Below are 24179 nucleotides of genomic sequence, written 5' to 3'. Positions count from 1 at the left end.
TATGAGTCCTCATGGTCATGCGACTTTAGCAATGGTCATGCTAGTTGCGCTAGACGTAGCTGTGTACGTTTTGACCACGTCAGCACTATTTGCTGCTCGTCTAACGACTTCTCCAGAACTGTTTGTGGCAAACATCACGGCATTTCGACCTGGCCCGCGACCGAGGGGTCGACGACGATCACGCGACGCCTGTCTCCGACATCCCAGGCCACTACCAGCCGACCGCCGTCGAGCCGGAGCGGCAGCATGCTCACCGCTGGCCCGTCCGACGTCGGCGCGATCACGGTCGCCACCCACAACGGCAGTGCTGCCGAGCAGTTCGCTCCGACGAGCCACGCTGGCTCTCGTGACTCGAGGCGGTTCGACCAGAAGCCCAGGCCCGACGATTCGTCGCCGCGTACTTCGTCGACGGTGAGCGGAGACGTGGCCACCGTGGCGATCTGGGCGATGGCCGTTCCACCACGGGTGACGAGGTGGCCATCGGGTGCCCGAACCACGCCGAGCGCCGGCGCCAGGGGCCACGAGGTGCGCACGTGGTGTCGCCCCTGCCCGGACACGTGGTCGACGACCAGTATCGAATCCTCGTCCGGCGGTGCCAGCAACCAGCGCCGGTGCCGCACCGGGTCCGCCAACCGCAGGTAGCCGTCGTGCTCGGCGTCGACGATGCCTGCCGCGAGGTCCACCGCGTTGACCCGGACCTCGGCATGCCTGCTCCACATGAAGGGGCCCGCCATCACGGACTGGTCGACGCCGTCGACTTCGACGGTCGGGTGCACCCGGGTGCCGCGGTGGACGGTCCGCCACTCGGGGTGCCCGTAATAACTCGCCGCGCCTGGGTCACCGATCAGGTCATCACCGTCCAGGGCGACGGTGACCGACAACGCGTCGGCATGGCCGTGCGCGGCGATCGAGAGGAAGCCGAGTGGTCCGACGTCCATCACCACCCGCCGCCGGTCCGAGCGGAGGATCACTAGTTGTGATGTCCAGGGACGTTGTCCTGATTTGTATCGGTGAGCCTGTGTGACAGGGAAGGCCTCCGGTTGTGAAGTGGAGCTGTCTAGAAACCGCTTCACCAACCAGGAGGCCTTCGTGTCCCACGCTAATGCTGCATTGACCCCGCGCGCTCGATTGAGGCTTGCTCGGCTCGTCGTTGAGACCGGCTGGACCTACGCCGCCGCGGCCAAGTTGTTCATGGTCGCTCCGCGAACCGCCAAGAAGTGGGCCGACCGGTACCGGGCCGAGGGCCCGGCCGGGATGGTCGATCGCAGCTCGCGCCCGCACGTCAGTCCGACCAAGACTGCGCCTCTAGTCATGCGGCGGATCGTGGACATGCGATGGCGACAGCGGTTGGGACCGGTGCAGATCGGCGGACGGCTCGGAGTGCCGGCCTCGACTGTGCACGCGGTGTTGACTCGGTGCCGGGTCAACCGACTGTCCTACATCGACCGCGTCACCGGGGAACCGCTGCGCCGCTATGAACACCCTCATCCCGGATCGCTCGTCCACGTCGACGTCACCAAGTTCGCCAACATCCCCGACGGCGGCGGCCACAGGTTCGTGGGCAGACAACAAAGCAAACGCAACGCCATCGCTACCGGCCACCGCACCGGCGAGCGTGGCGGCCAATCAACGCACTATCGCCCCAGGATCGGAATAGCGTTCGTGCACACTGTGATTGACGACTATTCACGGATCGCCTATGCCGAAGTCCAGTTCGACGAGAAAGCCGCCACCGCGATCGCCGTACTGCAACGCGCCGTGATGTGGTTTGCCGCTCGCGGCGTCACCGTGGAGCGGGTCCTATCCGATAACGGATCGGCCTATCGCTCTTACGCCTGGCGCGACGCCTGCACCGAACTGCACATCACCCCAAAGCGAACCCGTCCCTACAGACCGCAAACCAACGGCAAGATCGAACGATTCCACCGAACCCTGGCCGACGGCTGGGCCTACGCCCGACTCTACGAATCCACCGAACAACGCAACACCGCGCTACCAGGCTGGCTGCACTTCTACAATCACCACCGAGCCCACTCCGCCCTCGGAGGCCGCCCACCGGTCACCCGGCTGACCAACCTCCCTGGACATCACAACTAGTCCCCCTGCCGGCGCGTGGTGACTGTCGCCGACCGTCTCGAGGGTCGACGGCGCACCGGTTGGCACCCTTGAGCCGGCGAGCCCGCCGAACCACTCGGATGTCCACGAGGCGGTGCCGTGACGGCTGCTGACGGGTTCGCCGGTCACCGCCGCCACCAGACCGAGGTGGTCTCGGACCGAGCGCAGGGGCGATCCGTCGAGTCGGAATGCGAAACCCTCGTCGTCGTCACCGATGCGTGGCGCTGGGTCGCCGTCACCCACTAGCGCCGTGAGGTAGTGCCCACTGCGGATGAGCGCACGCCGGATGCCGTCGGGTATCTGGCCGTCCCTGACCTGGAGCAGGGCGCCGACCACGAGTAGCAACTCGGCCGTGAAGACCTGGTAGCCCACGGCCTGCTCCGCGCCCGAGCCGTCGTCGAGGATCTGCCGGCCCGCTTCGGCCTCGAGTTCGCGCACCGCGCGGCGCTCCCAGGTCGTCGCCCCGGGCAGGTCGGGGAAGACGAGCGCGACGACCGCCAGGCCCGCGAGTTCTCCGACGAGGTGATTGTTCGCCGAACTGAACCGGGACCGGTCCGACCAGCAGTACTGCGCAGTCGCGACGAGCATGTCGGTGATGCGCGCGAACCGGTCGACGGTGAGATCGGGGCTGTCCCGCAAACCCTGCAGCGCCAGCGCGATCGAGATCGCCCGCAGTCCCGGCTCGAACGGGTTGCGCCAGCCGATGCCCGTCCCGGGCGGGTTCTGCCGGATCCAGTCGTCGATCTGGTCGAAGGCGGCCGCGCTGAACCGCGCCTCGCCGGTGATCAGCCACGCCTGCGCGAGCAGTGGCAGGTGCTGCAGCCGGTTCAGCTCCCAGATCCACTTCACGTCACCGGCGGCGGTTCGGTAGTCGATCGCCGAAGCCGCGGTGGTCGGCCACGTCGTCCGCGACACCGGGTCGAAGTGCCAGTCGACGGGGGCGGGCACCTGAACGGTGGGGTAGCCGAAGTAGGTGACCTCCAGGCGCGCCGCCCGCTCCGCCGCGTCGACGAGGTCGGCGGCCCACCGCGGGTGCGCATCGGCCAGCGCTCGAGCACGCGACCGGTCCAGCAGCACGGGACGTCGCCGCGCCGCACGGAACGCGTCGAGCGCCGCATCGCGCATGCCGTCCGAATAGCCCGAAGCAGGCCTCCCGACAGGCAGCCCTGCCGCGTGGACCCGTCGCGCCGCCACCCGGCCGACCCGCCAGCCCACCTCGGCCGCACTCATCGACCTGAGTCGACTGGCATACCAGCGAAAATTTGCCATGACACCGCCTTTCGTGTGCAGGCGAGTACCCTAACCGCCGTTCGATGAGTCACACGAATCCTCGCACAGCAGTTAGATCGGGTATCGTCTGCGTTCGGCCCTCGTTTACGGCCTCAACCATTAGTTCCGTATCGACGTTGCTAGCAGCAACCAGAGGAAAGTGATTGGCAATGGCTCCACGCGTACCGGCGGTGAGCATCACCCACCGCGCGCGGACCATGCATCCGCTGCGTCCCGCCATGCGCCGCGAACTGTCGCGATTGGAACGAGCGGGCGCCGACGAGATCCGGCGCACCCAGGAGCGGCGACTGCGCGCCCTGGTCCGCTTCGCCGCCTCGGCGTCCCCGTTCTATCGCCGGTACTTCCGGGACAGCGGCATCGACCCGCGTTCGATCACCACGCTCGACGATCTCCACCTGCTGCCACTGCTGACGCGCGACGATCTCGCGGCCGACCCAGAGGCCTTCCGCACCTACCCCCGACGCCTGATGTGGAGTTCGAGTTCGAGTGGCACGTCGGGGCGACCGGTCCGTGTCTACCGCACCCAGGGCTCGTCGGTGTACGAACTGTGCGCGCTCGAACGGCAGTGGTCGTGGTTCGGCCTACGTCCCGGAGCACGTCGGGTCATCCTGCGGGGCAGCGCCTTCGCCGCCGACGAACCGGGCCGGGTCACCAAGGAGGTGCCCGGCGCCCACCAACTCCTGGTGTCCAGCTTCCACCTCACCCCGGCCACGCTGGACGCCATCCTGACCGACGTCCGGGCCTTCACCCCGGATGCCATCGAAGGCTGGCCGTCGAGCATCGCCCTGCTCGCCTCGCTGCTGCGCGAACGTGGCGAACGGCTGCCCGTCACCGCGGTCATCACGTCGTCGGAGACCATGAGCGACGCACGCCGTGCGCTGATCGCCGACACCTTCGGCGGCCCCGTGGTCGACCACTACGGCCAGACCGAACGCGTGCTGATGGCAGGCGGTTGCGAGCGCGGCGGGTATCACGTCTTCCCGGACTACGGCATCGCCGAGTCGTTGCCGGTACCCGGTGCACCGGATCGGTGGGAACTCGTCGGCACACCGCTGCACAACTGGGGCTTCCCGCTGTTCCGCTACCGGACCGGTGACGAGGTGGGCCCCGAACCCGGACAACAGTGCGCATGCGGGCGCTCGTTCCCCCGACTACACCCCGTCTACGGCCGCGTCGAGGATTCGTTCACCGCCGCCGACGGTAGGCCGATCCCGTTGCCCGGCACCGTCGTCGACGATCTGACCGGTGTGCGCGAGGCGCAGATCGCGCAACTCGGAGCCGGGCGCTTCGAGGTGCGCGTCACCCCCGCGGGAGGTTTCGAGCGACCCATCGTCGATGCGGCAGTGCGACGCAACGTCGACCGCTACATCGGAGCAGGGCAGAACGTGACGCTGCGCGTCATGACCGAGATACCGCGCGGCAAGAGCGGCAAGCTCAAGACCGCCGTGGTCGAGGGTGGCTGATCTCGTGCGCGTCGTGACCAGAGCCGTCGTCTACTCGATGGTGGCCGCGCTCATCGCGTCCTGCAGCGCCGCGAACGTCGGCACCGCGACGTCGCGCGCCGAACCCATCCGCGCCGCAGAGACCGGGCCGACGTTCCCCAGAACCGCCGCCTACTACCTCGACCAGGACGAACTGCCGCCGGTCGACGAACTCGCCCGCTACGACGTCGTCGTGATCGACAACGAGTGGGCCCACCGGATGCCGCGTTCGTTCTTCGATCGGCTGCACGCGCGCAACCCGCGCCTCGAACTGCTGGCCTACGTCAACGTCGTGGACTCGGTACACGAGATCGGGTCCCACGAATATTGGCGCAACGCCTACGCGATGTGGCAGATCACCAAGGACGACAAGGCCTTTCGATTCCCCGACCAGTGGCTCGCCAAGACGGCGGCCGGCGCACCCGTGCACGAGTGGGAGGACCGCGTGATGGCGAACCTCACCGATCGCGCACCGCGGGTCGACGGACGGCTCTTCGTGGAGTACGCCGCCGACTGGATCGTCGACACCGTCTGGACGGCTGGCATCTGGGACGGGGTCTTCCTCGACGTCTGGGGTGACCGCATCTGGACCGCCGATGCCGACCGCTGGGACGTCGACCGCGATGGCGTCGACGAGACCGACGCCGAGATCTACGCGCCAGGGGGCCCGTGGGACCGGGGCCTCACCATTGGTGAGCGCAGGCTGCGCAGCGCGCTGCCCACCGCGATCCTGGTGGCCAACGGCAACCGCACTCTGCGCGACGGCCTGCTCAACGGACGGGTGTTCGAGAGCTTCGCCGATCCCGCCGTGCGGCCCGACCCGATCGACGACGTCTACTCCTATGTCGACGCCGCGTCCAGCGGCGGACAGCGCCAGCCGTCGGTCTCGATCAACGTCAACACCGACCGCGAGGCGCCGGGCTCACCGGTGGCGTTGCGCAAGGCCAGGTTCCGGTTCGTGGCCACCTTGCTGCAGGACGGCTACTGGGCCCCGATGGGCAAGGACTACGGCGTCCTCGAGTACTACGACGAGATGGATGGCGCCGGGCGCGGCCCGGGCTACCTCGGCCGTCCGCTGCAGCCCGACCCGACGGTCGACGCACTCACCCGACCACGCGAGGCAGGCACCGGTTCGCCCTTGGGCGGGGTGCTGCGACGCGACTTCGAGAACGGGATAGTGCTGTTGAACACCACGCCCAGCCGGGTCAGCATCGAACTCGAACGGCCCTACGCGAGATTGCAGGGCACCCAAGACCCGGTGACGAACGACGGCGTACGCGCCGCCTCCGTCACCATCGACGGCCACGACGGAATCGTCTTGGTGAGGTGACCGATGGAGCTGACACGATGCACCATGAGAGCTAGCCGCCGCACCGCCGCCTACCTGGCGCCGCTCGTCTGCCTGGCGATACTCGCGTCCGGATGCAGCAACGCCGTGTCTGCCGGCGAGAGCACGGCGCCCATGACGTCGTCGGCGCCCACCACCGCCTCGCAGCCGGTTCCGTTGCGACAGGCGGGAATCGGACGCAAGACCCGTAGACCCGACGCCGAGGCGCTGGCGATCTCGATGACGAGCATGGCCGTCGCCCGCCAGGGCGATCACGACAGCGCGGTGCTGACCTTCACCGGCACCGCGGTGCCCGGGTGGACCGCCCAGTACGTGACGACACCGCTGCAGAACGGCACCGGCCAGGTGCTCGCGCTACCGGGGCAGTCCGTCCTGGAGGTCCTTGTCCTCGAGACGCCGAGCCCCTTCTCGAGCCCTGCCGGCTACACCGGACCGCCGGTCGTCTTCGACCAGGCCACGCCACAGATCAACACCGTTCAGTTCTCGGCTCAGGGCGCGGGCATCACGCAGGTGTTCGTCACCGTCAACGGCAATCAGCCCGCCTTCGACGTCACGGCGCTGACCAACCCGACGCGGATCGTCATCGATGTTGCTGACTGAGTCCCGCCGTACCGTCACCACGTCGACGGCGTCGATGCTGTTCGTCGCGGTTATCGCGGTCCACGCCGCGGTGGCACTGCTGGTGGGCATGCGGGGCTGGGACGACGGATCGATCACCGTCGCGTTCGCGCGCACGTTCGCCGACACGGGGCGCATCGCGCTGACACCGTTGTCGGAAGTGGTGGAGGGCTATTCGAGCCCATTCTGGATGGCGCTGCTCGCAGCGACCTACCGGGTACTGCCGCTGGGCTTCGACGGCATGGTGCTGGCCAGCCAGCTGTGGGCGGGTCTGTTCGCAGCAGTCGGCGCCGTACTGCTGCACCGACTGCTCCGCCCCTTCCTTGGCCGGTCCGCCGTCGTGGTGTCCTTCGTGGTGTTCGTCTCCACCGCATTCCTGAACGAGACCGCCAACGGCATGGAGATGACGGCGTTGAGCGCCGTCACCCTGGCCGTCCTGTGGGCGCTGCGGACCCGGCGCCCCACGTCCGTCCTGTTCGCGCTCGCAGCGCTCATCCCCTGGATCCGGCTCGAGGCGTCGGGCTACGTCATCGCGGGTGCCGTGCTGATCGCATTGGTCACGCGCAGTCGTCGCCGCGGTGGTGCGCTGATCCTCGGCGTGCTCGCCTCCGCGCTCCTGTTGACCGCACTGCGCTACGCCGTGTTCGACTCGGTGCTGCCAAACACCATGCTGGCCAAGCAGTCTCCCCCATACCCGTACGGCACCTCGCTCGCAGAACGCGTCGCGATGAGCAAGACCGTGGTCAAGGAGCTACTGCTCGTGGTGACCCCAGGACTGATCGTTGGCGCCGGAGCCCTGCTCGGCAGGCGGTTCCCCGCTCTGCCGAACCCGCTGGCCCGGCTGCGAGCACGGACGGTGTCACCGGCAATCGCGTTCGCCGTGGGCTACCTCGCCGGAGTGGTGGGCGCCAACCTGGTGCTCGGTCCGAACTGGGGATACCTCGGCCGGATGGAACAGTCGCTGGTGGCACTGGCCGTCGTGAACGTGGCGTTCTGCCTCCCCCGCGCGATGCGAGCACTCGAGTCGCCGATGCGGCTGGCGTGCGTCGTCGTCGCCATGCTGGCGGTGGCCTGCTACGGCGTCGACGGCGAACGCGTCGACGCGGTACTGGAACCCGGTCGCACGGACGCGATCACCCCCGCGGCCTACCGTGATTCGGCCGAGGCGGTCGACACCGTGCGGCGCGCACTCGGCGCCGAGCAGTTCTCGCTGCTGACCCCCGACGTCGGGGGAGCCAGCCTGTGCTGCGAGAACTTCGAGATCCTCGACTCCGGACTTCTGACCAACCGCGAACTCGCCCGCAACGGCTACCGGGCGCTTGGTCCGTACCTGGCGAGCCATCGACCCGATGCGATCATCACGCACTCCGTCTGGTCGAGTGCCTCAGACGTCTACGCGCTGACGCAGTTTCGGACGGCGTATTCGCCGATCACGGCCTCCGGTACGTGGTTCTACGTGCGCAATGACCTCATCGCGCGACTCGGCGAGTCCTGCTCGCCGGTCCCCGTCGCCGACACCACGTCCTTCCGCTATCGCGGCGACGACGTCGACGAGTCCTACATCCGATCTCTCGGCATGACCGACGTCTGCCGCGTGAACTGACGTCGCTCGCAGCGACCCATGGGATCCGCGCGATCCCCGATCTCTCGAAGGGGACGACCGTTGACCCGCACGAATACTCCGACACCGGACGCCACTGAGGCTCGGGTGCACTCGGATCCACTGACCCCGACCGACCGGCGCCCCGGCGGCCTGGCCATCCAGGTCGATCGGATCCGCCGACGCAAGTGGCTCGTCGCGGCCATCGTCGCGATCGCCGGTCTCGGCGGTATCGCCGCGGCCGCGGCGTCGACGACCCAGTACACCGGCCAGGCGGTGCTGTCGGCGGCGAGCGTGAACCGCGCCCCGCTGGAGGACGCGGCGCTGTCGCAGGGCTACGTGATGTTCTTCAACGAGGGCGACTACGCCAGCGGCCTGGCCGACCGGGCGAAGGTGACCGGCGACGTCGGCGGATTCAGCGCTCGCACCGCGGGACTGGGTCCGGTCTTCTTCGTCACCGCGACGTCGGGGTCGGCCGAGACCGCACAGAGCGCGGCGACCGCGATGGCGCGGACGTTCGCCGCCGAGATCAACGCCTCGATGGTGTCGCAACGGGACGACAACGTGGCGGCGATGCTCGAGCGGTTGCGTGCCGAGTACGGCGACCGCACCGATCCGGAGGCGGTGGACGCCCAGAATTCCCTGCAGACGCAGATCAACGAATTGAATGCCGACACGTCCAACCAGGTCACGCTGCTCGAACCAGAGGGCGGTGTCACCGAGATCGGCGCGGGTCGGGTCACCACGATTGCCATGTCGCTCGCGGCGGGTCTCGTATTGGGATGTGCTGCTGCGCTGTTCGCGGCGAACGCGGCACGGCGCATCGACACGGACTACGACCTCGTCGACAAGCTAGGGATCGAACCGCTCGACGTGCTTCCCGCCCCTGGCGATGCCGCGCACGCGGGAACCCGTGCCGTTCGGGTGCAACACCTGCTGAATCTCCTGGTGCGCGACGCCGACGGCCGCCCCGTGACCGTTTCCGTGGCGCCCGCGGGCACGGGCCGTGCGGCACACGACCTGGCCGACGACATCGCGAGACAACGCGCGGCACAGGGCGAGCGGACCGTGCTGGTGCAGGCCGATCTGCGCGACGGCGGCGACAAGCGACCGGGTCTGGCCGAACTACTGGCGTCCGGGGCGCCCTCCGAGGTCGACTTCATGGTGGAGAACACGGCCGACGACCTCGACGTGGTCCGGCCCGGCACCACGAACGGCGATCCGTACGAGTTGTTCGACAGGGCAGCCGTGCAGGCCGTGCTGACCAGCCTTCGCGAACGGGCCCGGTTGATCGTCGTCAGTACGCCGTCGATGTCGCGAGCCGGGGAGGCCCAGGTGCTCGGTGACCTGAGTGACTCCGTGGTGCTGGTCGTCGAGGTGGGCACCTCGCTGATCGACGTCCAGGAATCGATCCGCACCGTGGCGCAGGTCGACGGACGACTGGTCGGCGTCGTGCTCGTCGAGCGCACCGCGCGGGGGCGGTCCTGATGGTCGACACCGCGCTACCCACGGGTGAACCGGAGACCTGCAGCCGGTCGCAGTGGACGGTTCGCCTCGTAGTCGCGGCGCTGCTCGGCGTTGCCGCGGCCGCCACCGTTGCAGGTGCCGGGCTCTCGGGCGGGTTCGCCGGGACTGCCCTCACCGTCGCCGTAGCCGTGCCGCTGGTCGTGGTCGGTCTGCGTAGCCCGCTGTGGGCCGTGATCCTGTTGCTCGTCACGCTCCTGATGCGTCTGGCGCTGCCCAGTGTCGGGGCCGACCCGTTCCTGGCCGCGTTCGCATTGCTCGTCGTGTCCTTCGGGGCGTGGTGGGCGGCGAATCGCCGGCATCGTCTCAAGCTGGGCGGCATCGAGATCGCCATGCTGCTATACGTCGCGTGGAACGTGTTCTCCATCCTGGGTAGCCACGAGCTGCCCGCGCTGGTGGATCCCGAACTCACCGACCAACTCTCGCTGTGGCGCTACCTGCTCATCGGCACGGTGATTCCGTTCGTCGTCTACTTCGTCGCCCGTTCGGCGATCACGACGCTGGCCGCGGTGCGGACACTGCTCGTCGCGTCGCTGGCCTTCGCGTCGTACTCCGCCGCGGTGAGCATCATGCAGTTCACCGGCCCCCGGGCGCTGGTGTGGCCGCGCTACGTCGTCGATGCGCCGAATTACACCGAGCGCGCCAATGGACTACTGAATCAGCCTGGCGCCAACGGCGTCGTGCTGATCATCGGCTACGCCGTCGCCGTCCTGCTCGCCAGCACACTGCCCCATCCCCGCTGGCGCCGGCTGCTGCTGTGGACCATCGCGGCCGCGTGCACGTACGCCATCTACCTCACCCACACCCGGGCGGTGTACTTCGGCTTCGTGGTGGTCGTCGTGATCGGCGCAACCATGGCCAAGGGCATCCGCAGGCCCTATCTGGTGACGCTGGGGCTGCTGGCGGCAGGGGTTGCCGCCAACTGGCAGTCGTTCTCGAGTTCGGACCGGGAGCAGGGTGGCATCGCGTCCACCAACGAGGTCTTCGACCGGCTCAACGCCGACGCGACCGCCCTGTGGGCGTTCGCCGAGAAGCCCTGGTTCGGCTGGGGTCTCGGCCGCTTCCTCGCGGTCAACACGTTCCACCACCAACGCGCGTCGGAAGACGTGCCGTGGATCCGCGGACTCGGGGTGGCGTCGCACTTCAACGAGCTGGGGATCCTGGCCGAACTCGGCATCGTCGGTCTGCTGATGTGGTTGGCCGTTCTCGGTCTGATCTTCGGTGCGCTGCTCCGGGGCATCCGCGCGATGCCCACCGAGGGCCTGCTCGGCAGGCCCCTCGTACTCACCGCGCTGATGGGCCTGACCGCGCTGACCATCCTCGGCCTCTTCGCCGACCTACGCCTGCTTGACTACCCGAACGCCCTCGCGTTCGGCCTCGTGGGCATGGCGGTGGGTGTGATCGATCGCTGCCGCGGGACGACGGAGCAGCAGTACGTCCGCATTCCGCGCGCGAGGTTCTGACACCGGGGTCAGGCCCTGGCGCGGACGAACCACGTCGGCGAACACCATGTCGTAGAACTTGATCAGGTTGCGGCGCGAGTTCTCCCAGGAGAGCGCCGTTTCGACGCGGGCCCGACCCAGTGCGCCCATCGCGGCGCGCTTGTCCGGATCGTCGAGCAACTCGTCGATGGCCACGGCGAACGCCGCCTCGTCGTTGGCGGGAACGTACACCGCCGACTCCCCTGCCGACACCCGGGCCTCGACGAGGTCGAACGACACCAGCGGCGCGGACATCGCCATGTACTCCACGACCTTGTTCATCGTGGACACGTCGTTCAGCGGGTTCTTCGGGTCCGGCGACAGGCAGACGTCGGCGGTGGACAGGCAGCGCTGGACGAACTCGTCCGGCACCCGGCCGGTGAACTCCACCATCTCGGAGATCCCGAGTTCGGCGGCGAGCAGCACCATGTCGTCGAGCATGTCGCCGCCACCCATGAACACGAAGTGAACGTCCTTGCGCCCGAGCGTGTCCCGAAGGTGTGAGATCGAGCGCAGTGCGTAGTCGACTCCGTCCTGGGGACCCATGACGCCGAGGTAGGCACCGAGGTAGCGCTTGCCCTTGCGCAGGTCCGCATCGGCCGGACGCCGGACGAACCTAGACAGGTCCGGCGCACTCCTGACCACCGCGACCCGTTCGGGTGTCATCTTGCCGCGGCCGATGGCAACCTGCCGATAGCTCTCGTTGGTGGAGATCACGGCGTCGGCAGCGGCGAACGTGATGCGCTCGACGAGCAGCGTCATGCGGTACAGCCACTTGCCGCCGGTGGCGAAGCGGGACTGGAACAATTCGGGGCACAGGTCGTGCTGGTCGAACACGAACCGGGTACCGCCGAGCACCCTCAGCATCAAGGCCACGATGAAGAAGACGTCGGGCGGGTTGCATGCGTGCACGACGTCGATCGGACCGTTGCGCCGCACCTTGAGGGCGAGCCGCATCGTGTGGAACAGCGCGAGCCCGTACTCGCGGACGTAGCCGATCGGACCACCGCTGGCCGCCTGCAGGGGGTAGCGCAGGATGCGCACGCCGTCGATCACCGCCTCGGCCTCGACGTCCTGCTTGGTGCCCTTCGGGCAGATGACGGTTACCTGGTGGCCGGCGTCGACCAACGCCCGGCTCTCCTGCCACACCCGTCGGTCGAACGGCACGGACAGATTCTCGACCAGGATTAGGACGTGACCCTTCATCGTGTTCCTCGAATCAATCGTTGGAGTAGGTCTTCGTAACCGGCTGCCGTGCAACCAATGTCGTGGTGCCGCTCGGCCCGCTGTCTGCCGTGCGCGCCCAGCCGAACACGCGCCGCGTCGTCGCAGGCGAGGCGCACCAGCCGCTCGGCGAGCTGGTCGGCGTCGCCGACCGGGACGACGAAACCCGTCTCGCCGTCGACGACCAGGTCGCGGACCGCGCCGCAGTCGGTGGCGACCACGGGCAGCGCGGCGGCCATCGCCTCGATGAGCGTGATGGGGACGCCCTCGTGCACCGAGGAGAGGCAGGCGACGTCGAGGCCCGGGAGCAGATCGGCGACGTCACGCCGGACGCCGAGGAATCGGGTCCGCTCGTGAATGCCGAGTTCGTCTGCCAGCGCGCGAAGTTCGGCCTCGCGGTCGCCGCCGCCGACGACGACGAGGCGAATGCGGGGTACCTCGCAGGCCGCCTTGGCCACGGCGGCGAACAGCACCTCGTGGGCCTTCTGCGGGCTGAGCCGCGCGACGATCCCCACGACGAAGTCGTCGTCGACCGCACCGATCAGGAGGCGGGCGCGCGCCCGGTCGGCGGCGGCCGGCACCCCGGGCATCGCGATGCCGTTTCCGATCACGACCTCGCGCGTCGTGGCCAGCCGCGACCGTCCGACACCCTCGCGGCGATGGAGATAGTCGCGCTGACTCTCCGACAGCAAGATCAGGGCGTCGGCGAAGGCGAGCGTGTCGACCGTCCACCTCGGTAGTACCCGGCCACCCACCGATGCGAGGTCCATGTCGTGGGCGGCAACGACATTCGCGGTCCGGGTGAGGCGCGCGGCGAGGCGCCCGAGCGCGAGCGCAGCGCGGTGATGGTGGTTCACCAGCACGACGTCCGTCGCGTCGGCGCGCAGCGACCGGACGAGGCGTGGCAGCGTGCGCACGTCGAATCGGCCCGTGCGGTGCAGCACTTCCACGTCGAACCCCGCCGCGCGGAAGTCGTCGGCCAGTGGGCCCGCTTCCCGCAGGCAGATGAGCCGCGGCACCACTGCCCGCGGGTCGAAGCGGCGGAACAATTCGAGCAGCAGCACTTCGGCGCCGCCCACGTGAGTCAGGTCCATGACCACGGCCAGCCGGACCGGCCGCGGCGGCCGCACCGCGGTCAACTCGTCGAGGACCGCCTCGGTCTTGGCGACACTGGCCCGCAGGCTGAACGACGCCTCGACCCGTGCGCGCGCCGCGCGACCCATCCTGCGTGCCAGCGCGTCATCGGTCAGCACGTCGAGCAGTCGCCGGGCCAGTGCGCCGGGGTCGTGTGGGGCGACGAGGTAGCCGGTGACGCCCTCGTCGATCATCTCGCGTACGCCCCCGACGTCGGTGCAGACTGCGGGGCGCCCCGCGGCCATCGCCTCGAGCAGCGCCATGGGGAAGCATTCGATGCTGAAGGAGCTGAGCACCACGACGTTCATCGCTCGGAGCAGGTCTGGCACGTCGTGGCGGGCGCCGGCCATCACGACGTTGTCGCCCAGGCCGAGTTCGTCGCGCAGCGACTCGATCTCGGGGCGCATGGGGCCGTCGCCGACGATCAGGAACTTCGCCTCGGGCAGGTGGTCGACGACACTTCGTGCCGCGCGCATGAAGTTGGCGTGATCCTTCTCGGGTCGCAGCGCGGCCACGATTCCCACGACCGGGTCACCATCGCCGATGCCCAAATCCGCGACGGCACGGCGGTCGTCGTCGCACCGGTAGGCCGCCGGCTCGACGCCGTTGTGAATGACCCGGATCTTGTCGGCCGGGTGCCCGAGGTCGTCGGTCAGGTATTCGTGCTGGGCCTCGGCCACCCCGAAGTAGGCCGTGGTGCCCCGGTCGAGGACGCGGTCGGCGATGCGACGCACCGCCCCGCGCGGTTCGGTGTCGGAGTGGTTGTGCACCCACACCACGCAGTGCGGGACGCCCGCGACCCGGGCGGCGACCCTGCCGAGTAGCTCGGCGTTGTAGCCGCGCAGCAGGACCACGTCGGGCCGGAACGCACGCATCTCGCGGATCAGGTCCCGCAGCGCGCCGAATGCCTGGCGCTTGCTGCGCTGCAACGCAACGGCTCTGACGTCACCGAGGTCGGCGAACAGTTCCCCTTCGACCCCGATGCAGACGACGGCCGGTTCGAAGCGCGCGCGGTCCAGGTTGGGCATCAGCGTCGTGACGTGGCGCTCCGCTCCGCCGAGGCCGAGGTCGGGCACCACGTACATCACGCGCAGGGGCCGTCCGGTCATCGGAGCGCACCGCGGTAGATGCCGTCGAACTCGCGCCACGCCACGTCGACGTCGAACCGGTCACGCACCCGGCGCAAGGCCGCATTGCCGAGATCGGCTCTGCGCTGGTGGTTCTCGACCACGTCGCACAACTCTTCGGCGAGGCGACGGGCATCACCGGGCGGCACCAGGATGCCCGCGTCGTCACCGACCATCTCCGGTATGCCACCCACCGGGCTGGAGATGACGCACAACCCGTTGGCCATGGCCTCGAGCACCGCCATCGGTTGGCCCTCGTAGTGCGAGGCCAAGACCAGCACCTGTGACGACCGCAGCATCTCGGGTACCCGGCGCGGATCGACCCACCCGGTGACGTCGACCGACGGTTCCAGACCGAGATCGGCGACCAGATCGCGGGCCCGCGACACCTCGCCGTCACCGGCGAGGGTGAGGTGCGCCGACGTCCGACCGTCGAGTCGCGCCGTCATGGTCCGCCATGCCTCGATGAGGGTGAACACGCCCTTGTCGTCCTCGATGCGGCCGAGGAACAGCACGCGCACGGGTTCGCCCGCAGCCGGTTGCACCGCAGCCCCGACGGGGCGGATCGGGTTGGGCACGACGCTGACTCGCGCCCGCGGTTCGATCGAACGCAGCCGCTGCGCCCACGTCTCGCCCAACGCGACCACGGCCGCGGAGTGGGCGAGCATGTCGCGGACCAACCATTGCACCACGGCCGGTGAGCCTGCGTAGAACACGTCGAACATCGCGCCGTGCACGTGGGACACGACCGGGACGCCGAAGGCCCTCGCGATCCCCGCGAACGTCGCCTTGCGGAAGAAGCTCCCCCGTGACGCCACGTGCAGGTGCACCACCGTCGGCCGGCGCCACGCCATCCGGTGGGTGAATCGGACCAGTGCCAGGAGGAACTGCACGACCTTGGCGGCTGCGCTGCCGTCGCGGTGGCTCGCGACGTGGGAGATCCCCCACTGCTCACGCAGCGGCGTCGTCAACATGCTGCGGACGAACGTCGACACACCGCCCTTGGTCTCGGTGCTGGTCGACACCCACAGCGCCGTGGGGACCGTCACTGGCCCGCGGCGTCCGCGTACACCGGGGTGCGGCCCGCGACCGGCTGGTCCACCCGTGGCGCTGCGGTAGCGGGCTTGCCTGCGCGGGCGGTGAAGCCGCGTGCCCGCGACGTTCCCGAGAGCACCGATCCGATCAGTCGCGCGCCGAACGACGTGAGCAGCGCCGAGGCTTCCGCGATGTCGGTCGTACGCGACTTCGACGCGTCGACGACCAGCAATACGCCGTCGCCTGCCGCACAGAGGATTTGGGACTCCGCGGCATCGGTGATGGGCGGTGCCGCGACGACCACGAAGTCGAATTCCTCGGTCAACCGCGCCAGTAGCGCGGCCACGCGTGGCGCGGTGACGGTGGTGAAGGGCGTACCCGACACCCGCCCCGACGACATCTCGCTCAGCTGGGTGTCGGTGGTGCGCAGGATCGCGTCGAGGTCGAGCGTCTCGTCCAGCAGCGCCTCGCCAAACCCGAACGCATCTGGTGCGTGCAGGTCCGCGTTCACCAGCACCGTGCGCAGCCCCTGCGCGGCACGACCCCTGGCGAGTTCGCGGGCCATGTCCCCGATTTCGGCCGTGGCGACCGTGGACGTCAACGTCACGACGGCACGCTGGGGTAGTCCGGCCAGACCGACGGCGTTGACCAGCTGCTGGACGCGGTGGGTCCGCAGGGCGCGGCTGCGCGCCGACTTGGCCGCGGGCACTTCGACGATCGGGGCGAGTCCGGTCTTGGCCGCGAGTTCGGCGGCCGTGGGGGTGCGACGCGAGACGGCGCCCGCCGCGACGGCTACGAGGCAGCCCAGCAGCAGTCCGCCGATCAGCGCGAGCAGCGCACCCGGCCAGGCGTTGGGCGAACTCTCGCTCATCCCCGACTCGAGCTGCATGCTCTTCAAGGTGTTGGTGCTGTCTGCGTTGATCTGATTGACCTGCTGCTGGAGCTGGTCGAGTGACACACCCGAGGCCACGCCGTTGGCCTGACGGGCGTCGTCGAAGGGCTTCCGGACCGCGGCGATCGTCTCGTCCCTGGCCACCTGCAGCTGTGCGTTGATGTCGTCGCGGAACATCTGCGCGGCTGCGGGAGCGGCGATCTCGGCCGAGGGGCGCGACTCGGACGTCGCCTCCACGTAGATGATCGGGCTGGCCGCAGCCGTCCGCGCGTGCATCGTCACGTCGGCGGGCACGGTGCCGGTGCGCTTGAGCTTGTTCTGGTAGCCGCTGCTGTTGAAGTAGTCGACGTAGCCCGACGCCAGCACGCCGTCCTGCTCGGGGGCCCGATCGGTCGTCGCGGTACTGAGCGTCGCCCAGCCGGTGTAGTGCGTGGGCTGGGACAGGCCGAACGCGTAACCCGCGATCGCGGCGGCCAGGCCGAGCGCGAGCACCGGCCAGAGGTGCCTACGGATCCGGTCGGTGTAGAGATTCCAAGCGTGGTTCACTGCGCCTCCATGTGCTGAAGTTCGGGGGTTCGAGATGCGGTCATGGGCGTCCCACCGTCTGCTTGACCTTGGCGATGCCGACGCCGGCGAGCTGCCGCATCGTGCTGGGCGCCACCAGGCACAGGGCTCCGACGTAGGCCGACGAGAAGATCAGGACGTCGAGCGCGAGCAGCCCGATGGCTGCTGCACCGGTCGTCGAATTGGCATGTACGACGGCGTGTTCGAGATAGGCCGTGACGAGCGCGGCGGCCGTGGCGGCGAGCAGCGAGGGCAGCAGGGCCCGGGCCACGGAACGGTAGGGCACGTCGACGACCTGCTTGGCGAGCTTGGCGACGATCAGCGCGACCAGGATGGTGGTGATCGAGATGGCCAGTGCGACGCCGGTGAGTCCGAGCGGACCCACTAGCGCCAGGGCCAGCGCGATGCCGACGCCGACTTCGGTTGCCGTGCACCAGTTGAGCAGGGAGGTGCGACCCGCGCCCTTGATCGCCTCCTCGCCGACGATGCCGAGGGCCCGGCCGATGCCCAGTCCGGCCATCGCGGCCACCGCGTGGCCCGCATGCCGCCACGGCTCGCCCAGGATGACCACCACTGCGGGTTCGCCGAGGACGATCATCATCGCGGTCAGCGGCGCGCCGCCGATCATGGCCCACTGCAGTGCGCGCAGGTAGCCCGATCGCATGCGGGTGGCGTCGTGGGCGATCCGCGAGAACGCGGGGAACAGCGCCACCGCGCCGACGTCGACGATGATCCGTTCCGGGATCTGGGCGATGCGCTGGGCATAGCGGTACTGGCCGAGTTCGGCGGCGCCGAGGGAACGGCCGACGATGACGGCTTCGGCGATGCCCTTGACCCGGAACCCCACCTGCGAGGCCACCAGCGGTGAACCGAACTTGGCGAGTTCGCGCCACAGCGTGAAGTCGAAGCGGCCACGACCTGGTCGCCAGCCACTGATCCACCACACGCCGACGACCCAGACGAGCGTCGACGCGTAGGACCCGACGACCATGCTCCACACGCCCCAGCCGCAGGCGGCCAGCGTGACCGCCACGGTCGCGAACGTGAGCGATACGGCCGGGCCGACGATGATGCGCCTGCGGACGTTGAAGTCCCGCTGCAGCATCGCCTCGGGCACGTTGGTGAGGGCGAAGAGCAGCAGGGTGCCGGACGTGGCGGCGGCGACCAGGCCGACGGTCTGATCGTCGAACACCATGCTGACCACCGGGGCGATGGCGAGTACGCCGACGCACAGCACTGCACCGCTGAGCAGCGTCGCGCGGAACACCGTCTCCGCGGCGTCGTCGATGCGCCCTCCGCGCTGTACCAGCGCTGCGCGCAGCCCGCCTTCGACGAAGTCGAACAGCGCCGTCGTCAGCACGGTGCCTGCCGTGAAGATCCCCACCTCGGCGGGTGTCAGCAGCCGGGCCAGCGCCACGACCTGCGCGAGCGTGACCAGTTCGCCAACGACCAGTGCCAGCGCAGATGCCGACGCGACGAGGCCGATCTTGCGGCGCAGCGAACCCTCGGATTCCCCGGATGAAGAGCCGTCGCCGTCGGCACGTACCGCTGCGTACTCCCCCGAGGGGCTCGACGGCACATCCGACATACTTCGCTCAATTCGCAATCTGTTGCACATTTACTTAGCTGCACCGGGCCAAAATACATTTTCACCAGGGTCGACATGCAGAACTGGTCCGGCTTGGTCACCGTACACGTGATTGCCAAAACGTTGCTAGTGTTGGCGTAGCGAATCCGAAGAAGTGTGACCTACGACTCAACCAGTACGTCGACGGATGGATTCGCGCAGTTCGCGGCGTCGCGAGCGCGTGCTGACGACTGCGTCAGGCAAACCACGAAGTACGTCTGGGTACGTTGCGGCCGCACCTGGCCTCGCGTGTCAGCCCGTCAACGACGACGAGCAGACGCGGAATCGCACGACCGAGGTCGGTTCAGTGCGATCCCGCGTCTGCTCGCGGAAGGAAGTGCGTGCGGGGTTTACCCGAGGATGAGGCCGGAGGTGGGCACACCGGTGCCCGCGGTGACCAGGACGTGCTCGACGTCGGGTACCGGGTTGACCGAGGTGCCGCGCAGCTGGCGGACGCCCTCGGCGATGCCGTTCATGCCGTGGATGTAGGCCTCGCCGAGCTGGCCGCCATGGGTGTTGATGGGCAGCCGCCCACCGATCTCGATGGCGCCGTCGGCGATGAAGTCCTTGGCCTCACCCCAGCCGCAGAACCCAAGTTCCTCCAACTGGATCAGGGTGAACGGCGTGAAGTGGTCGTAGAGGACCGCGGTCTGGATGTCGGTCGGCTTCAGCCCGGACTGCGACCACAACTGCTTGCCGACCAGGCCCATCTCGGGCAGGCCGTCGAGTTCGGGGCGGTAGTAGCTCACCATCGAGTACTGATTCGGGCTGGCGCCCTGAGCGGCCGCTTCGATGACGGCCGGCCGCTGCTTCAGGTCTTTGGCGCGCTCCGCCGACACGATCACCAGCGCGACGCCACCGTCGGTCTCCTGGCAGCAGTCCAGCAACCGCAGGGGTTCGGCGATCCACCGCGAGTTCTGATGATCCTCGATGGTGATGGGCTTGCCGTAGAAGTACGCCTTCGGATTGTTCGCCGCGTGCTTGCGATCGGCGACCGAGACGGCGCCGAAGTCGCGGCTGGTGGCGCCCGACAGGTGCATGTAGCGCTTGGCGATCATCGCCACCTGCGCAGCCGGCGTCGACAGGCCGTGCGGGTAGGAGAACGAGTTGTCCACTCCGGTGGAGTCGGCGTTCTCGACCAGCCGCATCTGCACCTGGCCGAACCGCATCCCGGACCGCTCGTTGAAGGCGCGGTAGGCCACGACGCAGTCGGCCACGCCGGTGGCGACCGCGATCGCGGCCTGCTGGACCGTCGCGCACGCCGCGCCGCCACCGTGGTGGATCTTCGAGAAGAACTTGAGGTCGCCGATGCCCGTCGCACGCGCGACGGCCACCTCGGTGTTGGAGTCCATCGTGAACGTCGTCATGCCGTCGACGTCGGCGGGCGTCAGCCCGGCGTCGTCCAGCGCGGCGAGCACGGCCTCGGCGGCCAGGCGCAGCTCGCTACGGCCGGAGTCCTTCGAGAAGTCCGTCGCACCGATGCCCGCGATCGCGGCCTTGCCCGACAGTGGCCCCGGCATCAGGCGTTCTCCCCCAGTTCGAGTGTGGCGTTGGCGATCACGTGGTCGCCAAGACTGTTGCTGCCCTTGATCTTCAGAGTGACCAGACTGCCGTCGACCGCGGTCACCTCACCGGTGAACGTCACCGTGTCGTAGGCGTACCAGGGCACGCCGAGACGCAGGCCGATCGACTTCACGATCGCGTTGGGACCGGCCCAATCGGTGATGAAGCGCTGCACCAGACCGGTGTCGGTCAGGATGTTGACGAAGATGTCCTTGGACCCCTTCGCCTGCGCCAGGTCGCGGTCGTGGTGCACGTCCTGGTAGTCGCGCGTCGCGATCGCGGTCGACACGATGAACGTCGGGTCGCCGTACAACTTCAGCTCGGGAAGCTTGGTGCCGACCTCGACATCACTGACGGCGGTCACGCGTCGGGCTCCCATGCATACAGGGTCCAGGCGGGGCCGACCTCACCCTCGGGGAAGTCGACGTACGTTGCGCGCACGGGCATTCCGATCTCGACGCTGGCGGGGTCTACGTTGCGGAGTTCGCCGAGCATCCGAACGCCTTCGTCGAGTTCGACGAGGGCGATGACGAACGGCGGCTTGCGGCCGGGCACCTTCGGCGCATGGTGCACGACGAAGCTGAACACCGTGCCCTTGCCCGAGGCCACCACGTAGTCGGTGGGTAGTTCCTTGTCCTGCCACAGCGCGGGCACCGGCGGGTGCACCAGGGTGCCGTCGGGACGCTTCTGGATGCGCAGCTCGTGGGCGTTGACGCCGTCCCAGAAGAACTTGGTGTCCTTCGACGACGACGGCCGCATCATGTTGTCCGCGTCGAGGTCGTCGGGCACCGCCGACGCCAAGGTCTCCGTCGAGGACCCCTCGGACTCCTTGGGCTTGAACTTCATGATGCGCCAGTCCATCTCGGCGACTACGTCTTCGTGCCCGTCGACGACCGTCGACCACGTCATCTTCTGGTTGATGAAGTAGCCCTCGCCCAGAGCGGTGTTCTTCGGGCCGATCACGTCGGTCAGTTCGGCGCTGATGCTGACTTCTTCGCCCGGCCGCAGATAGCGGTGGTAGGTCTGTTCGCAGTTGGTCGCGACGACGCCGACGTAGCCGGCATCGTCGAACAGCTGCATCATCTTCGACAGGGGGTCGTCGTCGGAGCGCCGGCCACGCAAGCCCGCCATTGTCCACACCTGGATCATCGCGGGAGGCGCGACGACACCCGGGTGGCCGGCCGCACGGGCTGCCTCGTCGTCGACGTAGATCGGGTTGTCGTCGCCAATGGCTTCGACCCAGTGCCGAATCATCGGCTGGTTGACCGGATCCGGACCGACGCGGGGCTCGCTGCGACCCGCGGCCTTGATCTGCTCGACCGCCGAGGCGATGTCCGCGCTCACCTTGGAACCCTCGGCACCTTCAGCCCCGACGCCGCGATCATCTCCCGCATCACCTCGTTGACACCACCGCCGAAGGTGATGACGAGGTTGCGCTTCGTCTGCGAGTCGAGCCACTCCAGCAGCTCTGCCGTCTCGGGTTCGGCGGGGTTGCCGTACTTTCCGACGATCTCCTCGGCGATGCGGCCCACCCGCTGGATGCGTTCGGTGCCGAACACCTTGGTGGCCGCGGCATCGGCGACGTTGATCTCCTCGCCGCCTGCAGCGACCTGCCAGTTGAGCAGTTCGTTGATGCGCCAGATGGCCTTCACCTCACCGAGCAACCGCTTCACGTCGTCGTGATCGATCGGCGTGACACCGTCACCACCGGGCTTGGAGGCCCAGGTGTGCACGCGGTCGTAGACACTGGCGACCTTGCCTGCGGGTCCGAGCATCACGCGCTCGTGGTTGAGCTGCGTGGTGATCAATCGCCAGCCGGCGTTCTCCTCGCCGACGAGCATGTCCACTGGCACCCGGACGTCATTGAAGTAGGTGGCGTTGGTGTGGTGCGCGCCGTCGGACAGGATGATCGGCGTCCACGAGTAGCCGGGATCGGACGTGTCGACGATCAGGATCGAGATGCCCTTGTGCTTCACGGCTTCCGGGTCGGTCCTCACCGCCAGCCACAGATAGTCGGCATCGTGACCGCCGGTGGTCCAGATCTTCTGGCCGTTGACGATGTACTCGTCGCCCTGGCGCACCGCGGAGGTGCGCAGCGATGCGAGGTCGGTGCCCGCCTCGGGCTCCGAATAGCCGATGGCGAAGTGGATCTCACCGGCGAGGATGCCGGGCAGGAACTTCTTCTTCTGCAGATCGGTGCCGTACACCTGCAGCGTGGGGCCGACCGTCTGCAACGTCACCGCGGGCAACGGCACGTCCGCGCGGGCGGCCTCGTTGACGAAGATCTGCTGCTCGATCGGGCCGAAGCCCAAGCCGCCGAACTCCTTGGGCCAGCCCACGCCGAGCTTGCCGTCCGAGCCCATCCGCTTGATGATCGCCCGGTAGGCCTTGCCGTGCCGGTCGACCTCCATCTCGGCGGCCTCTTCGGGCGAGATGAGATTCGAGAAGTACTCCCGCATCTCGGCTTGCAGCTGCCGCTGCTCGGGCGTCAGTTCGATGAACATCAGGCTCCCACCAGATCGAGACGATGCGAGGGACCGCCCAGGAGCCGGGCGACGTCCTTGACGGATGAATAGAAGCGGTTCATCGGGTAGGTGATGTCCATGCCCATTCCGCCGTGTAGGTGATGGCACGTCTGCATGTTCGGCGGTGCCTGCGACGTCAGCCAGTAGCCGAGCACCGCGAGGTCGCCGTCGGCGTCGCGGCCCTCCGCCAAGCGCCAGATCACCGACGTCGACGCCAACGACAGTGTCCGCGAGGCGATGTAGACCTCGGCGAGCTGTGCCGCCACGGTCTGGAACGTCGACAGCGGCCTGCCGAACTGTTCGCGGTTGGCCACGTAGTCGGCGGTCAACCGCAGTGCCCCGGCGACCAGACCGGCGGCGAAGGCGCCGGTGGCGGCCAGCGCCAACTGGTTCACGCGGTGGACTGCCTCGGTCCCGCCGAGGATGTCGGCGTCTTGCACCGCGACGTCGGCGAACGTGACCGCGTACTCGTCGGACCCGTTGGCCGTCGGCGTCTTGGTCAGCGTCACGCCGTCGGCCGTGGGCGACACCACCACCACGGCACTGTCGGTGCTCACGACCAGCCACTGCGCCTGCTCGGCGTAGGGGACGCCGACCTTGGTGCCGGAGAGCTTGCCGCCCGCCAGCGCCGTTCTCGGGTGCTCGGGAAGCGAGTTGCCCGGCTCGTTGAGCGCCGCCGACAGCACACCACCGTTGGCCACACCGGCGAGGAACCTGTCCTGCTGCTCCTGCGACGCCAGGTCCAGCAGCGGGATCAGGCCCAGCCCGAGCGTCGCCAGCGCCGGGCCCACGGCCCCGTGCCTGCCGATCTCGGTGAGCGCGGTCGTGATCTCGGGGAGGCCCAGCCCGTCACCGCCGAGGCGCTCCGGGACGCCGAACGCGATGACGCCGCCGTCGACCAGCGCCTCCCACGTGTTGTCCCGTCCGAGTGCAGACGTCACCACATCGGCGACGGCCTGCTGTCCTTCACCAGGACTGAAGTCCACCCGAATCCTCCTTGATTCGATTGCGCGGTACGGAATCCGACCGCC

General features: G+C 68.6%; 18 protein-coding genes and 1 pseudogene. 7 read left to right on the top strand and 12 right to left on the bottom strand.

What is annotated here, in order from left to right; genetic code table 11:
• Positions 1 to 134: 134 nt before the first annotated feature.
• On the bottom strand, positions 135 to 971 hold the full coding sequence (locus G6N61_RS23410) for a heparinase II/III family protein (protein ID WP_235887273.1): 837 nt from the start codon (positions 969 to 971) through the stop codon (positions 135 to 137).
• A 118-nt stretch (positions 972 to 1089) separates the two neighbouring features.
• Between G6N61_RS23410 and G6N61_RS23405 the strand changes: the two genes are divergently transcribed.
• Positions 1090 to 2097 carry an IS481 family transposase gene (locus G6N61_RS23405; protein ID WP_163916602.1) on the top strand — a complete coding sequence of 336 codons (1008 nt, stop codon included), beginning with the start codon at positions 1090 to 1092 and terminating at the stop codon, positions 2095 to 2097.
• Here G6N61_RS23405 and G6N61_RS23400 read toward each other — a convergent pair.
• Positions 1993 to 3345, bottom strand: a complete 1353-nt coding sequence (locus tag G6N61_RS23400; RefSeq protein WP_235887272.1) for a heparinase II/III family protein — start codon at positions 3343 to 3345, stop codon at positions 1993 to 1995. The genes G6N61_RS23405 and G6N61_RS23400 overlap by 105 nt on opposite strands.
• A 209-nt stretch (positions 3346 to 3554) precedes the next feature.
• Between G6N61_RS23400 and G6N61_RS23395 the strand changes: the two genes are divergently transcribed.
• The 6 genes and pseudogenes from G6N61_RS23395 to G6N61_RS31345 all read left to right on the top strand — a co-directional run.
• Complete coding sequence (locus G6N61_RS23395; RefSeq protein WP_163921781.1) at positions 3555 to 4868, top strand: phenylacetate--CoA ligase family protein; 1314 nt, start codon at positions 3555 to 3557, stop codon at positions 4866 to 4868.
• Positions 4869 to 4881: 13 nt separating this feature from the next.
• Entirely contained in the window at positions 4882 to 6216 is a 1335-nt protein-coding gene (locus tag G6N61_RS23390; RefSeq protein ID WP_235887271.1) for a putative glycoside hydrolase, read from the top strand.
• Positions 6217 to 6240: 24 nt separating this feature from the next.
• Positions 6241 to 6834: an AMIN-like domain-containing (lipo)protein gene (locus tag G6N61_RS23385; protein ID WP_163921778.1), complete on the top strand. Its 594-nt coding sequence runs from the start codon at positions 6241 to 6243 to the stop codon at positions 6832 to 6834.
• Positions 6821 to 8455 (top strand): hypothetical protein, encoded by a 1635-nt coding sequence (locus G6N61_RS23380; RefSeq protein ID WP_163921775.1) that lies wholly within the window; start codon positions 6821 to 6823, stop codon positions 8453 to 8455. Before G6N61_RS23385 ends, G6N61_RS23380 begins: the two co-directional genes overlap by 14 nt.
• A gap of 105 nt (positions 8456 to 8560) precedes the next feature.
• Positions 8561 to 9940, top strand: coding sequence for a P-loop NTPase family protein (locus tag G6N61_RS23375; protein ID WP_163921772.1), 1380 nt, complete (start codon positions 8561 to 8563; stop codon positions 9938 to 9940).
• Positions 9940 to 11163, top strand: a pseudogene (locus G6N61_RS31345) (O-antigen ligase family protein); the annotation flags it as partial. The gene G6N61_RS23375 and the pseudogene G6N61_RS31345, both read left to right, overlap by 1 nt.
• Before the next feature lie 150 nt (positions 11164 to 11313).
• On the opposite strand, the gene G6N61_RS23370 reads toward G6N61_RS31345, so the two are convergent.
• The 10 genes from G6N61_RS23370 to G6N61_RS23325 all read right to left on the bottom strand — a co-directional run bounded on the left by G6N61_RS23370 (position 11314) and on the right by G6N61_RS23325 (position 24134).
• A complete protein-coding gene (locus G6N61_RS23370) occupies positions 11314 to 12663 on the bottom strand; it encodes a glycosyltransferase family 4 protein (protein WP_163921754.1) in 1350 nt (449 codons plus the stop codon).
• Positions 12660 to 14924 carry a glycosyltransferase gene (locus tag G6N61_RS23365; protein WP_235887270.1) on the bottom strand — a complete coding sequence of 755 codons (2265 nt, stop codon included), beginning with the start codon at positions 14922 to 14924 and terminating at the stop codon, positions 12660 to 12662. The genes G6N61_RS23370 and G6N61_RS23365 overlap by 4 nt, the downstream gene beginning before the upstream one ends.
• Positions 14921 to 15991 carry a glycosyltransferase family 4 protein gene (locus G6N61_RS23360; protein WP_235887269.1) on the bottom strand — a complete coding sequence of 357 codons (1071 nt, stop codon included), beginning with the start codon at positions 15989 to 15991 and terminating at the stop codon, positions 14921 to 14923. Before G6N61_RS23360 ends, G6N61_RS23365 begins: the two co-directional genes overlap by 4 nt.
• Complete coding sequence (locus G6N61_RS23355; RefSeq protein WP_163921751.1) at positions 15988 to 17415, bottom strand: P-loop NTPase family protein; 1428 nt, start codon at positions 17413 to 17415, stop codon at positions 15988 to 15990. The genes G6N61_RS23360 and G6N61_RS23355 overlap by 4 nt, the downstream gene beginning before the upstream one ends.
• A 40-nt stretch (positions 17416 to 17455) precedes the next feature.
• Complete coding sequence (locus G6N61_RS23350; protein WP_163921748.1) at positions 17456 to 19021, bottom strand: oligosaccharide flippase family protein; 1566 nt, start codon at positions 19019 to 19021, stop codon at positions 17456 to 17458.
• A gap of 389 nt (positions 19022 to 19410) precedes the next feature.
• On the bottom strand, positions 19411 to 20580 hold the full coding sequence (locus G6N61_RS23345; RefSeq protein WP_163921746.1) for a 17-hydroxy-3-oxo-4-pregnene-20-carboxyl-CoA lyase: 1170 nt from the start codon (positions 20578 to 20580) through the stop codon (positions 19411 to 19413).
• Entirely contained in the window at positions 20580 to 21002 is a 423-nt protein-coding gene (locus tag G6N61_RS23340) for a MaoC family dehydratase (RefSeq protein WP_163921742.1), read from the bottom strand. The genes G6N61_RS23345 and G6N61_RS23340 overlap by 1 nt, the downstream gene beginning before the upstream one ends.
• Positions 20984 to 21967 carry a bifunctional MaoC family dehydratase N-terminal/OB-fold nucleic acid binding domain-containing protein gene (locus G6N61_RS23335; protein ID WP_163921739.1) on the bottom strand — a complete coding sequence of 328 codons (984 nt, stop codon included), beginning with the start codon at positions 21965 to 21967 and terminating at the stop codon, positions 20984 to 20986. Before G6N61_RS23335 ends, G6N61_RS23340 begins: the two co-directional genes overlap by 19 nt.
• Complete coding sequence (gene fadE29 / locus G6N61_RS23330; protein ID WP_163921736.1) at positions 21964 to 23127, bottom strand: acyl-CoA dehydrogenase FadE29; 1164 nt, start codon at positions 23125 to 23127, stop codon at positions 21964 to 21966. The genes G6N61_RS23335 and fadE29 overlap by 4 nt, the downstream gene beginning before the upstream one ends.
• A complete protein-coding gene (locus G6N61_RS23325) occupies positions 23127 to 24134 on the bottom strand; it encodes an acyl-CoA dehydrogenase family protein (RefSeq protein WP_163921733.1) in 1008 nt (335 codons plus the stop codon). The genes fadE29 and G6N61_RS23325 overlap by 1 nt, the downstream gene beginning before the upstream one ends.
• Between the last annotated feature and the right edge of the window lie 45 nt (positions 24135 to 24179).

Source organism: Mycolicibacterium arabiense (assembly GCF_010731815.2).
GTDB classification, from domain to species: domain Bacteria; phylum Actinomycetota; class Actinomycetes; order Mycobacteriales; family Mycobacteriaceae; genus Mycobacterium; species Mycobacterium arabiense.
Note: the sequence above shows the minus strand (reverse complement) of the source record. Positions and strands in the feature narration are given on the sequence as shown.